This is a genomic window from Streptococcus canis, from assembly GCF_900636575.1.
Taxonomy (GTDB): Bacteria; Bacillota; Bacilli; order Lactobacillales; family Streptococcaceae; genus Streptococcus; species Streptococcus canis.
In genome coordinates this window covers 670,935-684,332 of record NZ_LR134293.1, presented here as the reverse complement: position 1 = coordinate 684,332, position 13,398 = coordinate 670,935, and the positions used below count along the sequence as shown (strand labels likewise).

At 39.5% G+C, this 13,398-nt stretch carries 14 protein-coding genes and 1 pseudogene; 1 reads left to right on the top strand and 14 read right to left on the bottom strand.

From position 1 onward, the window contains the following. Window positions 1-160: 160 nt before the first annotated feature. On the bottom strand, window positions 161-2,056 hold the full coding sequence (locus EL097_RS03635; RefSeq protein WP_003045695.1) for a M13 family metallopeptidase: 1,896 nt from the start codon (window positions 2,054-2,056) through the stop codon (window positions 161-163). Window positions 2,057-2,275: 219 nt separating this feature from the next. Beyond that, a pseudogene (locus EL097_RS03630) lies at window positions 2,276-2,473 on the bottom strand (glutamate racemase); the annotation flags it as partial. 478 nt (window positions 2,474-2,951) lie between these two features. Between EL097_RS03630 and yaaA the strand changes: the two are divergent. Next, a complete protein-coding gene (yaaA, locus tag EL097_RS03615) occupies window positions 2,952-3,683 on the top strand; it encodes a peroxide stress protein YaaA (RefSeq protein WP_003045699.1) in 732 nt (243 codons plus the stop codon). A 173-nt stretch (window positions 3,684-3,856) separates the two neighbouring features. Here the strand turns inward: yaaA and nrdG are convergent, their stop codons facing one another. The 12 genes from nrdG to recA form a co-directional block, all read right to left on the bottom strand. Further along, on the bottom strand, window positions 3,857-4,471 hold the full coding sequence (nrdG, locus tag EL097_RS03610; RefSeq protein WP_003045701.1) for an anaerobic ribonucleoside-triphosphate reductase activating protein: 615 nt from the start codon (window positions 4,469-4,471) through the stop codon (window positions 3,857-3,859). Next, window positions 4,471-4,980: a GNAT family N-acetyltransferase gene (locus EL097_RS03605; RefSeq protein WP_003045703.1), complete on the bottom strand. Its 510-nt coding sequence runs from the start codon at window positions 4,978-4,980 to the stop codon at window positions 4,471-4,473. Before EL097_RS03605 ends, nrdG begins: the two co-directional genes overlap by 1 nt. A 205-nt stretch (window positions 4,981-5,185) precedes the next feature. Beyond that, window positions 5,186-5,470: a Gfo/Idh/MocA family oxidoreductase gene (locus EL097_RS11190; protein WP_371860309.1), complete on the bottom strand. Its 285-nt coding sequence runs from the start codon at window positions 5,468-5,470 to the stop codon at window positions 5,186-5,188. A gap of 268 nt (window positions 5,471-5,738) precedes the next feature. Next, complete coding sequence (locus tag EL097_RS10565) at window positions 5,739-5,885, bottom strand: hypothetical protein (RefSeq protein ID WP_003045707.1); 147 nt, start codon at window positions 5,883-5,885, stop codon at window positions 5,739-5,741. Window positions 5,886-6,149: 264 nt separating this feature from the next. After that, complete coding sequence (gene nrdD / locus EL097_RS03595; protein ID WP_003045709.1) at window positions 6,150-8,348, bottom strand: anaerobic ribonucleoside-triphosphate reductase; 2,199 nt, start codon at window positions 8,346-8,348, stop codon at window positions 6,150-6,152. A gap of 97 nt (window positions 8,349-8,445) precedes the next feature. After that, a complete protein-coding gene (locus EL097_RS03590; protein ID WP_003045711.1) occupies window positions 8,446-10,005 on the bottom strand; it encodes a glycosyltransferase family protein in 1,560 nt (519 codons plus the stop codon). A gap of 139 nt (window positions 10,006-10,144) precedes the next feature. Next, the gene (locus EL097_RS11035) at window positions 10,145-10,270 is read right to left on the bottom strand and encodes a hypothetical protein (protein WP_257865518.1); all 126 of its coding nucleotides are present in this window, start codon (window positions 10,268-10,270) and stop codon (window positions 10,145-10,147) included. A 77-nt stretch (window positions 10,271-10,347) separates the two neighbouring features. Further along, window positions 10,348-10,653 (bottom strand): DUF1292 domain-containing protein, encoded by a 306-nt coding sequence (locus tag EL097_RS03585; RefSeq protein ID WP_003045716.1) that lies wholly within the window; start codon window positions 10,651-10,653, stop codon window positions 10,348-10,350. Window positions 10,654-10,663: 10 nt separating this feature from the next. Next, window positions 10,664-11,083: a Holliday junction resolvase RuvX gene (ruvX, locus tag EL097_RS03580; RefSeq protein WP_039994721.1), complete on the bottom strand. Its 420-nt coding sequence runs from the start codon at window positions 11,081-11,083 to the stop codon at window positions 10,664-10,666. Then, window positions 11,080-11,349: an IreB family regulatory phosphoprotein gene (locus tag EL097_RS03575; protein WP_003045720.1), complete on the bottom strand. Its 270-nt coding sequence runs from the start codon at window positions 11,347-11,349 to the stop codon at window positions 11,080-11,082. The genes ruvX and EL097_RS03575 overlap by 4 nt, the downstream gene beginning before the upstream one ends. A gap of 111 nt (window positions 11,350-11,460) precedes the next feature. Further along, window positions 11,461-11,859 (bottom strand): transcriptional regulator Spx, encoded by a 399-nt coding sequence (gene spx, locus EL097_RS03570; protein ID WP_003045722.1) that lies wholly within the window; start codon window positions 11,857-11,859, stop codon window positions 11,461-11,463. A 397-nt stretch (window positions 11,860-12,256) separates the two neighbouring features. Then, entirely contained in the window at window positions 12,257-13,393 is a 1,137-nt protein-coding gene (gene recA / locus EL097_RS03565; protein WP_003045726.1) for a recombinase RecA, read from the bottom strand. Window positions 13,394-13,398 lie beyond the last annotated feature (5 nt).

The window sequence follows — 13,398 nt, the reverse complement described above, 5'->3', positions numbered from 1 at the left end:
TCAATCTGAGACAATCTTCTGTGTGAAGGTTGTCTTTTTGTCTCGTCACTGCACTAAGTCACCTCAAAGATTAATAACCCAGCAAAAAACTGACCCTATGATACCACAGAGTCAGTCTTTTTCATCATTAGGTTCTTTTAACGTTTTTTCAACTACCTGCTTACCAGATAATCACACGGTCTTTCGGAGCTCTCCACATAGCATCGCCTTCTTTAATATCAAAGGACTCATGGAAGGCATCAAAATTGGTTAAGGTCACATTTGTCCGCAGTTCGCCTGGTGCGTGTACATCTATGCTAGCTAGCATTTGCATGTATTCCTCACGAGCTTTCATGCGCCAAATCGTTGCAAAGTTAATAAAGAACTCACGCGCTGAGAAATCTGCTTCCGATTGTGCCGCTTCTAAAGCACAGGCAACCCCACCTAAATCAGCAACATTTTCTGAAACTGTCAATTTGCCGTTGACCTTGGCACCATGTGACTCTAAGCCATCAAACTGCGCCACAATCTTATCTGTACGTTCTTTAAAGGCAGCGTAGTCCTCTTGGGTCCACCAGTCTTTTAGGCTACCATGTTCATCAAAAGAGGCCCCATTAGTGTCAAAGGCATGTGAAATCTCATGGGCAATGACTGCACCAATTCCTCCATAGTTCGCAGAAGAACTTTGCTCTAAGGAGTAAAATGGCGCCTGTAAGATTGCCGCAGGAAAGACAATCTGGTTTTGCTGAGGGTCATAATAAGCGTTGACCAAGTGGGCTGGCATGTGCCATTCACTACGATCAACTGGTGTATTCCATTTACTCCACGTGTGAGCAATGGTGATTTTAGCCAAGTTTTGAGCATTTTCAACCAAGGATAACGTCTCATCAATGACTTTTTTGGCATAGGTTTCTGGTAGTTTTTCTGGGTAACCAATATGTGGCGTGATAACATTTAATTTGGTAATGGCTTTTTGACGTGTGGCTGGTGCTAACCAATCAGCCATCTCCAGACGAGACTTGTAAACTTCAATCATGCGCGCCACTTTGCTTTCCACATCAGCCTTTGCTTCTGGAGAAAATTTTTGACCTGCATACCACAAGCCAAGCGCTTGGCTAAATGGCTCTTGCGCCAAATAAAAGGCAGCTTTTTGTTTGTCCATCGCTTGAGGTGTTCCAGACAAAGCACGCGCATAGGCACCTGACTGAACACGAATGTCATCTGTTAAGTAAGGATTGTAAGCATTAGCCGCATCCACAATCAAATTAGCCTTGAGTAATTCCCAGTTGGCCTCAGAGTAATAAGTGGCTGCAAATTCTGTCCAAAAGCGTTCCTCAGGGACAATAACCTTGTCAGGCACTTGACCTAAAATCTTTTCAAAAATACTATCCAATGGAAGTTCTGGTGCCAGTTTAGTAAAGTCAGCCCAAGCATAGGGATGGTATAATTTGACATATTCAGCACCTTCCTCACGAGACAAGACATAGTTGGCCAATTGCTTATCCAACTCAATCACCTTATCCAAGAGGTCCTTAATTTCATCTGCTGAAAAGCCAAATTGAGGTAAAAGCTTTTCTTGTGATTGACGCCAAATGCTACGCAATTCCTCAGCCTTTTCATGACCTTCTTCATAGTAAGTCGTATCTGGCAAAAGAATGCTTGGTGCTTCTGCCCAAAGCACATTAAGCTGAGCATTCATAAAGTCTGGTGCCACACCAAATGGAAATTCATTAGGCTGACCTGCCAACTCATATTCAGCTATCTTAGCAGCAAATTCCGCAAAAGAGCCCAAAGCTTTATAGTCTTCTATCATGGGAAGGACTGGAGCCACACCGACCTCATCACGTTTAGCGTAGTCTGCCACCAAACGGTGAAATTTAACAAAATTTGCTAAAATCGCATCATCAGGGACATTGTTCCCAGCTAGCCAAGCGTCTGTGGTGTCTAGCATCAAGGCCTCAATCTCATCAGCTAAATCTGAAAAACCACCTGTACGAGGTTTGTCATCTGGGATAACCGCTGTCTCTGCCCATTTCCCATTGACAGCTTGGTAAAAATCATCTTGATATGTTGTCATTCCTATCTCCTTTTGTCATTTTTAAATAGCAGAGCTATGATCCTATCACTCCACCTATAATCTTTTCCATTGTACCAAAATTTAGCTGAAATAACCTGTCTTAATTGTTTTTAATTGAAAAAATAAGAGTTTTAAAATAAATAGATGAGAAAGCAACCAGTCCTCTACTGTCACTACCGCCAGAAACAAAGTCCTGGGGTCCTAGCCCCAAGCTTTCCATTAGTTGTTGACTAAAATAGCAAGTGTCTGACAAGGTTTTAACGTTACCCAATCGCCAAGTATTCCTCCCTCGTAGTTGCTAATCACTACCTTACCAGTTTGATAAACTGAAGGCCATTCTAATGCAACCTCATCAGCGTAAAAATAATTGAGAACAAGCAGGCACTGGTCGCCTAAATGACGTTCAAAGGCATAGACCAAAATAAAGACAGAAAAAAGCCCTGCAAAACGCAAGGCTTAATATTCTTTTTCTTGACTCTGAGTTTCCCCATTATCAACTGTGTTATTGTAAGTGTGCACTTACTTGACCTGAGCTTCTGTTTTCTCAAACAGACTTGAGACTATATTATCATATTCGTGAGATGGGCGCAAGTCTTTTTTTAGAAAAAAAGTAATCTTATCAAATTGTAAAGAATTTGACAATGACATTTTTTCTCATCAAAGCCCCAAACCTCTGTCATTATTCCCAAACAACTCTTTCCTCTAGCCTTCTTGACCATTCACATTGAGATGCCTCTGCTATTTTCAGCTACTCTCAAAAAACAAGATGACACAATTTTACAAGAATCCTCCTCTTCTTTCATGACAGAAGACAAAGAAGGTGCCGTGTGACAGTCATCCTTAGAAAAATCTAGGTCTCTTGACAGAAAGCCACCAACTTTACTACAATAACACTATGTTAACCTTTTTAATACCAACCGCAAAAGAAATGACGATTCCTGCCGAATCTTATCCACACCTACTGCCTCAAGCAAGTCAGGCTATTTTAAAGGCAATGACAGCTATGTCCGCAGAGGAATTGGCCAAAGCTTATCATATCAAAGAAGAGGCAGCTCAAAAAGAATATCAGCGCTGGCAAGACATGGCCTCTCAACAAAGCTTGGCTTACCCTGCCTACCAACTGTTCAATGGCCTTATGTATCGTCATATCAAACGTAGTAAACTCAGTGCTCAAGAACAGCATTACCTAAACCAGCAAGTCTATATCACCTCATCTTTTTACGGTATCATTCCTGCTACTTATCCTATCGCAGAGCATCGCCATGATTTTCACACCAGAATAAAAATTGAAGGAAAAAGCCTCAAGTCTTACTGGAGGCCCACCTATAATCAGTTTGCAAAAGAGCATCCACAAGTGATTTCGCTTTTATCCAGTGAATTTGACGATGTCTTTTCCAAAGACTGTAAACAATTGTGGATAAGTCTCAAGTTTATGGAAGAGAAAGCGGGGCAACTCAAAACTCATTCTACTATTTCAAAAAAGGCACGAGGAGCATTTCTCACTGCTTGTATGGCAACCAATTGTCAAATCGTTGACAGCCTTAAAAGCCTTGTCTTTTCTGGTTTTCACTACCACCCAGAGCTGTCAACAGACCGTGAATTTGTCTATATTAAAAAAGAGGTCTAGGCCTCTTTTTTAGTCTTTATTCACAAAAATCAAACTTATACACAACCTGTGGATAACTGTGAGGATAATGTGGGGAAAACCAAGCAATAACAATCACTTTCTCCCCAGATGAGCCCCAAAAGACCCGTTTTCATTTCTTTTTTTCAAAAAGATCATGTGGATATGTCACATTCTTAAAGCAAATCCTCCCGACTCATTTGTTCAAAGGACTGGTTACCATCGTTTAACTTATCCCAGATAATTACTTCTTTAGCAGCCAAAGACTTTTGAACATCAATAATGCGTTGATTAGAAGAACCTCTAAATTGCAACATGAGATTCTTTTTAGTAATATCAAAACGGCCATCCACCAGAATATCAATCAAGGACAGCATCTCCAGTTTATCTGGTGTCTCAAGCATCATTTCTTCCCAAGTATAACCCGTCCAAGACCAAATATCCTTTTCTGGCAATTCCCGCCGAATACGCTTAATCAGAGGAATTAAGATACCCGTATTCAAAAAAGGTTCCCCACCTAAAAGTGTCAGCCCCTGAACATAAGGCTGTGCCAAATCAGTCATAATCTGTTCTTCAAGCTCCTGAGTATAAGGCATTCCTGCCTTAAAAGACCAAGTTGCAGCATTATAACACCCCTTGCAATGGAATAAACAACCAGACACATAGAGGGAATTGCGAACCCCCTCACCATCAACAAAGTTAAAAGCCTTATAATCAATAATCCGGCCTTGACTTAACTCCTCTGCCTGCCATTCCTTTGGTTTAGGATTATTCCAACACTTTTCTGCCATCACTTATCGCCTCTTTGTCCTTCAATCCAGTAACGCTCCGTTCCACCGCGACTATCTTCCAAGACGCCACCATTAGCCATAATAACTGCTCGACTTGCAGCATTAGCTTCATCACAAGTTACCAAAATCGCCTTGATGTTCTTGGAAATCGCAAAACTGACAGCTTGTTTGAGCATCTCCTTGGCATAGCCTTTCCCACGCTGACTGGGACGAACAGAGTAACCAATATGCCCACCTTTTTCAAGTAATGAGGCATTCAAACGTAACCTAAGGTTTAAAAATCCCAGCGCTTGATTTCTCTCATCAAACGCCACATATTGAATGGCCGGAACACCTTGACTGGCCAAACCCATTTCTTGCCTTAGAGAAGCTTCTAACCACTCCTCATAACTAAATTGATCCGCTCTAAAATGCCATAGGCCATCAGTAGCACTCTCTTGCTCCAAAAACTCTGCTATCATGTCTAAAACAGTTTCTTTATCTGCTGATGTTGGTCGTCTAATCTCCATAAGTTTACCTAATCCTTGAGTAATTCTAACTTTAAATCTCCATAAGGCAGTGGTGGGAAAGAAACTATCTGTTAGCAAATCCAATGACTTGGAAGGCTTGACTCAACATTGACAGGGCTGACACTCATCTTTACAGAATCAAAAAAAGCATCAATCATGGTTTCAAAGCATCGTTTATACAGGATAGTATCCCAAGAACCATAGCTCACGAGTATTTTATGAGGACCTTCATAGATGATAAGTCATCTAAATTTTCTAAATGGTAGGTATCTTTTGCTCCTTGTACTTCCATCACCTCACGACGACTACCTGATTGCAAATCCATGGAGGCTGTAACAGTAGCAGTTTTTGTCATAATAGTCACCATAACCTGACGTAATAAACCAGTTTCCAACTGATAATGAACTTGTCCTCTCACTAACTTACCGTCTGCTAAAAACAGAGCCGTATCTAAAGGGTGGATAAAGAAATCAAATAGCTTAACGATCAAATCTCCCAGTCTATTCAGGTCGCTCTCTTTAACGATAGCTTTACAATTCCTTGACAGCTTTGACAATTATTTGACACTTCTGTAAAGCATAGCGTGACCAAATCATTGACCGACCTGCTGACGTACTTCTGCATTCCCAGTTAATAGATGCCAAGTAATGCCACTCAGCTACCTCATATAAGGCAAATAGACTGCCTTGTTATGAAATGACATCTGGTCCCACAAGACCAATATGAAACAGAACTGACCTTCTTTCTTTACAGATACTTTAGTTAGCCTGTTTTTTTGACTTCTCTAAAAACTGAGCCTTGAGCTCTTGAACTCGGGATTTTTTATCCGTTTTTTTTGTAGAATGCTTCTCATGAAAACGTTCCACCTGCTGCATTCCTTTGTAATCTAATTGATATTTTCCCATTATAGTTTCCTTATCTTTATATTAGCGGCTAGCTCCCGCTAGTATAGACCCTTTCGTTACTGATTTTTTAGAACTCTTCTCTTGACTTTTAATATAGAATGCCTTTCTTCTACCCCTCAATAAAGCATGTTCACTCAAAAAATAAAAATAAGCAGAGCTTCTATCCTATCCAGTTGAACACCTAAATAAGAAAAGATTGCTTGCATGAAGCAACCTTTTAAGCATATCCTATTGTCATCAAAAGGTATCTTCCACAGCTTGGGTTTACAAGCCTGGGTATTTTATGGTTGACCCATTCATGTGCTTTACACGTGCAGAAATTTCTTTATGACGACCATTTACCATTGGACGGGCCTGAGGGTTCCCCAAGTAACCACAAGTTCGTTTGACCACATCAACTGTTTTAGGGTCATTATTACCACAGTTTGGGCAAGTGAAACCACGTTCCGTTGGGGTAAAATCGCCTTCAAATTGGCAATGATAACATTTATCAATGGGCGTATTGGTTCCCAAATACCCCACACGATCATAAGCATAGTCCCAAACAGCCTCCAAAGCCTTTGGATTTTGCTGCAACACAGGATACTCACAATAATGGATAAAGCCACCGGAAGCACCCGCTTCTGGATAGGTCTTTTCAAAATCCAGCTTTTCAAAAGGCGTTGGATTTTTACGCACATCGTAGTGGAAAGAGTTTGTGTAATACTCTTTGTCCGTAATATCTGTCACAATTCCAAATTTTTCAGTGTCTAAACGACAGAACCGGTCTGTCAAACTTTCGGACGGGGTAGAATAAACAGAGAAATGGTAGCCATATTCATCTGACCACTCCTCGCAAGCTTGCTTCATTGCTTTCACAATAGACAAGGTAAAATCTTTAGCTTCTGAATTGCCTTCCCACTCACCACCATAGAAAACAGAGGCAACTTCATAAAGACCAATATAACCAAGAGAAACCGTTGCACGGCGATTTTTAAAGAGGTCATCTACATTACCCGTCTTCTCCAAACGTTTTCCAAAAGCCCCATACTGATAAAGAATAGGAGCATTTGCAGGAGTTGCTTCTTTGACACGTTCAACACGATAGACCAGAGCATCTTTACTGATTTGCATTCTCTCATTGAAGAGTTCCCAGAACTTAACCATATCTCCATTTGATTCCATGGCAATACGTGGCAAGTTGAGCGTTACTACACCAAGATTCATACGACCAGAAGTCACATCTTGACCGTTTTCATCTTTCCAGCCTTGAAGGAAGGAGCGACAGCCCATCGGCGCCTTAAAAGAACCTGTCAAATCAATAATCTTATCATAAGACAACATGTCTGGATACATCCGCTTAGTCGCACATTCTAAAGCCAAGGTCTTAATATCGTAATTTGGTGAATCTGGTTCTAAGTTCAAGCCACGTTTAACCGTGAAAATTAATTTAGGGAAAATCGCCGTGCGATGTTCACTACCAAGGCCATTAATCCGAATGGTCAAAATAGCTTTTTGAATTTCCCGCTCAAACCAAGATGTCCCTAAGCCAAACCCTAACGACGTAAACGGCGTCTGACCATTAGATGTAAAGAGCGTATTAATCTCATACTCCAAAGACTGCATCGCATCGTAAATATCTTTTTGCGTCTTCTCAAAAGCATAGTTTTCACGCTTATCTTCTATAACCCATTTCTCCGCGTCTGCTAAATGCTTTTTAAAATTAAGCTCTGCGTAAGGTGCCAAAAACTCATCAATACGGTCTGCCGTACAACCGCCATACTGACTGGATGCTACATTCGCAATAATCTGTGAGATTTGAGCTGTCGCCGTCTGAATGGATTTAGGACTTTCAACCTCAGCATTTCCAATTTTAAAGCCATTGGCTAGCATGCCCTTAAAGTCAATTAAACAGCAGTTCGTCATCGGTGTATAAGGACTATAATCCAAGTCATGGTAGTGAATATCACCCTTTTGATGGGCATTGGCGACATGAGGAGGCAACATTTTTAACCCAATGGATTTGCCAACAATCCCAGCTGTCAAATCACGCTGCGTATTGAAGACATCACTGTCCTTGTTTGCATTTTCGTTAACGACCGTTTGGTCTTTATTAATCAACTTATCAATCGAAAAATTAATATCCGTTGCTTGAGAACGTGCAAAGTCACGCTGAGTACGGTAATTAATGTATTCCTTTGCAATAGCATACTCGTTGGCAGCTAATAGTTCATGCTCCACAATATTTTGAATTTCATAAATTTTAATATTGGTAGGGAAGCGCTCAATGATTTCAGCAATCACCCGCTCAGAAATAGCTTCTAATTTAGCCTCAACAAGTGGCGACATTCGAGTAACTTTCATGCTTGCTTTTAACAAAGCACTGTAAATTTTAGTGGCGTCAAAATTAACCAGACGACCATCTCGCTTAATCACTTTAATATCAGGTTGGACAACAACCTTGTCTTCTTCTAGTGTTATCATGTCGAACCTCCTTATTGGACTATTATATCATGACAAACAAAAAAATCAATATCTTGTGTCAAGTTTTTTGACCAGACACAAGATATTGATATTAATCTTATTTTTTCTGATAGAGGACAAAACCTTTCGCATCAATCTTTCGGTCCACTTTATAATTAGTAGCTAATACTTTCCGAATGGTTTTGGGTACTTTTTGGTTCTCATTAACGACAATATAGACAGCCTTATTTTCAAGCAACTCATCTTCTAAGGTTCTTTGATGACTTATCTTCTTAGTATTGACATTTGGTGAACTAAATTGAGAGACTGATTTGGCCTTAGTATCCAAGTAAATCTTAGAAGATTCGTCCCAAACATAAATAGGCTCATCACCTGCTAATTTTTGCCTCAAATAGCTAGCAATACGATTACGCTCGTGGTTGACAGGTATATTATTGATAAAACGATAAGTCGAACAGACTACAGCCGCAAGCACAATCAATACTGGTAAATAAAAATGTTTCTTGAGATACAAAGAGATGACACGCCTTGTCCCATTTTTACCACGATGCCGACGATGACTATGTTGTCTCAATCCCATTTCATACTGATAAGCCATTGGAATAGACGTCAATAGTAAACCAAACGGTAAGACCGCTAGGAGATGGTAGGAGTGATAATCTTGCGACAAGGCTGCAACTATTAAATATCCCAAAATAACCACAACAAACAACCATTTAATGATTAGGTCAGAAGCTGTTTTAAGGTGGTTGATAACGTTAAAGACTCCCGTTAAGAGACCTAGTCCCAAGGCCAGAAGAACTTGAATGCCTACACCAATCGGCAAAGAGAGATCACCAACCTTGAAAAAGGTAAATTGGTAAGCAACAGCCTGAGTTAAGTAAGGGTTTAATATTTGCAGATTCAAAATAAAGTAACCTGCCGTATAAAAGACCAACAGCATCCCAAAAATAGCAGCTAACAACTGGTAAAATCCTCTTGCAAGGTGCTTTTGACTAATGTTATAAGAAAAGACTGCTATACAAGCAAGACCCCAGAAAATGAGTGTCCGTGGTTCTATCAACATGGCAAGAGCACCCATGAAACCAAATAAAATGAAGGCTTCATCTTTAACTAAATCAGCAAAGTACTTAGTCAAAAACCAAGCTGAAACCAAGACGAAGGGCATGGCTAATTGAATAGCATACAGGCCGCCAAAACCTAGACTAGCGGATAACAAGTAATACCCAATTGAAAATGCCAAAGCAACTTTTTGAATTCTGGTAAAATAATTGACAAGCTTATAAAGATAAATACCAGATAAATAGAAACAAAAAGCCTGAACAAAAACCAGCCAAAACGTTGTCCCTAGATAATAGCTGAGTGCAATAAACGCAAAATAAAGTAGGCCTCCTGTTGTAAAAACATCACTATACGGAATTTGCCCCTTGGTTAACATCATTCCTATGTATAAATTTTGTGACTGAAGACTATTGCCAGCATCTGTTAAAACAGGCACCACAATTGTCAAGCCACTAATCATGATACTAAAGAATAGTAAGTAACATTTATGAAGTGTCGGAACCTTAGTTTCATATGTCGTTGTATGAACGGTCGGACCGGCATTGACCAATTCTATCGTCTCTTTTCGGATAAATTCTTCGTTTAACTGAGTCACTATTTTTTTCTCCTTGGAATGTCATATCCTCTAACGGCAATCCAGAAAGTGACCAAGACAAAACAAATCAATCCATTTTCCTGCCAATTTCCTTTTATTATCGTCAAAAAATATCATAAAACAAGTATAACAGAATCTCTTATTTAGTCAATTTCTGACCAAGCTTGGCATAATACAATAACTCTTTAAACCGATGCAAAGGCTTAGCTTTATAAGCTTGAAGAAAAGCATATTCCTGCCGATTCACTCGTTTAATCGCTACCACCTCCTCATCTATTTATTCGTAAACGCAACAAAAAAATAGCCCACTAGGCTACTTTTTCACTAATAAGAACTAAACGATTAGTCTTCATCTAAAAAACTATTGAAAACTTCTTCAATCATATCCCACTCAGCATCTGAATCTTCAGGAATTGGTTGCAAATCTCCTTCAGTCCCATCTTCGTTTTCAGTAAATGAATAAGCTTGAATCTCAACTTCTCCAGATTCATCTTCTTCAGAACCTGCTGGAACCAAAAGAACATAGTTTTTACCAAATTCTTCACGACCATCAATAGTCAATAAAATTTCAAATAACGTTTCATTTCCTTGCTCATCAACAAGTGTAATAACTTCATGTTCATGGTCATGTTCGTGATTATGTGCCATCGTTATCTCCTTAATAATTGCGATCTAAATAATTTTGTAGAATGAGCTGTGCTGCTAATTTATCAATAACTTTTTTACGTTTGCCTCGACTAATATCAGCTTGTTCTATCAGCATACGCTCTGCTTCAACAGTCGTCAATCGCTCATCTTGATAATGAACAGGAAGAGCAAATAACTGTTCTAATTTGTCTCCGTAAGCTTCACTGGCGTCAACACGTGGACCACTTGTATTGTTCATATTCTTAGGTAAGCCTACAACAAACTGTTCAACCTGATATTGCTTAACAAGCTCACCTAAGCGTTCAAAGCCAAACTCTTCTTTTTCTTCATCGATCTCGATGATTTCAAGACCTTGAGCCGTAAAACCAAGAGGATCACTAATGGCCACACCTACTGTTTTGGAGCCAACATCAAGTCCCATTATTCTCATTTAACGTCTATCCCATTTCCCTGCAAATAATAGCGGACAAGCTCTTCTACAATCTCATCACGTTCATATTTACGAATTTGATTTCGAGCATCATTGTAACGAGGAACATAAGCTGGGTCCCCACTCAAGACATAACCTACAATTTGATTAATTGGATTATAGCCTTTTTCATCCAATGAATGATAGACAGCGGTTAACGTTTCACTAATTTCCTTTTTGTCGCCATCATCCAATTTAAAGCGGACTGTTTCATCTGTAAATCCCATACTTACACCTTCTTTCTAAAATTAAATGCTACGCTTTATTATAGCTTATTTCTCAAGAATAAACAAGAATTTCAAGTCAAGAAGGTACGAAAAAAAGCTCCCGAAGAGCTTTTAAAGTGCGGCACGTAAACGTGCTTCAGTATTTTCAATATTACGAATAGAGCGAGGGAGGAAAGCCCGAATATCATCTTCTTTATACCCCACTTGAAGACGTTTATCATCAATCAAAATAGGACTTTTAAGAATACGAGGGTTGTCCTGAATCAAATCAATCACTTCACTGACACTTAACTCTTCAATATCACAGTTAAGAGCCTTGGCATATCGATTTTTAGACGAAACGATACTTTCCACGCCATTTTCAGTTTTTGATAAGATTGCTAAAATGTCTTCTTTTGCTAATGGTTCTTTTCCTAAATTCTGTTCTTTATAAGGGAGCTTGTGGGCATTTAACCAAGTTTTTGCCTTTTTACAGCTCGTACAACTTGAAATCGTATAAATTTTAATCATGTTGTTAACTCACTTTCTATTTCGTGATAGCTATATTGTAGCACAGTTTTTAGTCGATAAATATAGGTCTTCGGACCTATTTTTTTAATTTTGAGAGGAATTTTTGTAGAAAATAAGCTTTTTTGCTCTTACCCTCTTTAATTGTCAGTTAATTTAACCGCAAAAGAAGGTTGTTTGACTAACAATAAGTGTGAATAAGACTTTCCGAAGTCCTCAAAACCATCACTCATTTTATTCTTTAAGAAAAGGGTTAACAAGGTAAAAAGGAAAAACTCCTGAAACACCATAAAACAAGCGTTTCAAGAGTTAGTTGACGTCATGATTATTAAATCATTTTTATTGACACCTTCTAAAAATAGAGTTTGTCTACGTTCTGAAAGCCCAAAAGAGCTTTTCTTTAATCTTCAATTTCAATACCATTGTCTAAATCTAGAACAAGATCATCCATCTCTTCTGATGCTGCTGTCGTAACAGATTCTTCCTCAGCATCTTCTAACAAGCCAAATTTGACACGAACTTTACGGTCAATGTCATCAAATAATTCTGGATGATCCGCCAAATAACGCTTAGCATTTTCGGAACCTTGGCCAATTTTCTCACCATTGTAAGAGAACCAAGCGCCTGCTTTTTGAATAATATCTAAATCAGAAGCAATTTTCACAAGCTCTCCAGTACGAGAAATGCCTTCTCCATACATGATTTCAACTTCTGCTACCTTAAATGGGGGAGCAACCTTGTTTTTAACAACCTTGATTTTGGTCTCCTTACCAATACTGCTATCTTTTTGGTCACCCGTTCCCTTAATTTGAGTAGTTCCACGCACATCCAACCGAACAGAAGCATAGAATTTCAGGGCACGACCACCTGGTGTTGTTTCTGGATTACCAAACATCACCCCAACTTTTTCACGCAATTGGTTAATAAAGATAGCGATAGTTTTTGTTTTGTTAATAGAAGCTGATAGCTTACGCATCGCCTGACTCATCATACGTGCTTGCAATCCGACATGGCTATCGCCAATATCACCATCAATTTCAGCACGTGGCACTAAAGCTGCTACTGAATCGACAACAACCAAGTCAACCGCACCAGAATCAATTAATTTACCAGCAATTTCAAGGCCTTGCTCACCAGAATCTGGTTGAGATAAAAGTAACTCGTCAATATTAACCCCAAGCGCAGCAGCGTAAGCTGGATCAAGCGCATGCTCGGCATCAATAAAGGCTGCGATGCCCCCCTCTTTTTGTGCTTGGGCTACAGCGTGAAGAGCTACAGTCGTTTTACCTGAAGATTCTGGTCCGTAAATTTCAATAATACGCCCTTTAGGATAACCGCCTGCCCCAAGAGCAATATCGAGAGCCAGACTTCCTGAACTCATGACTTGTACCTTTTGCTCCGCACGTTCTCCAAGGCGCATTACCGCACCTTTGCCAAAGTCTTTTTCAATATTTTTCAAAGCATCATCAAGCGCTTTGCGACGTTCGTCACCGAATTTTTTCGTGATTTCTTCGTTTTTTTTCAATTTTTTTGCCAATATCT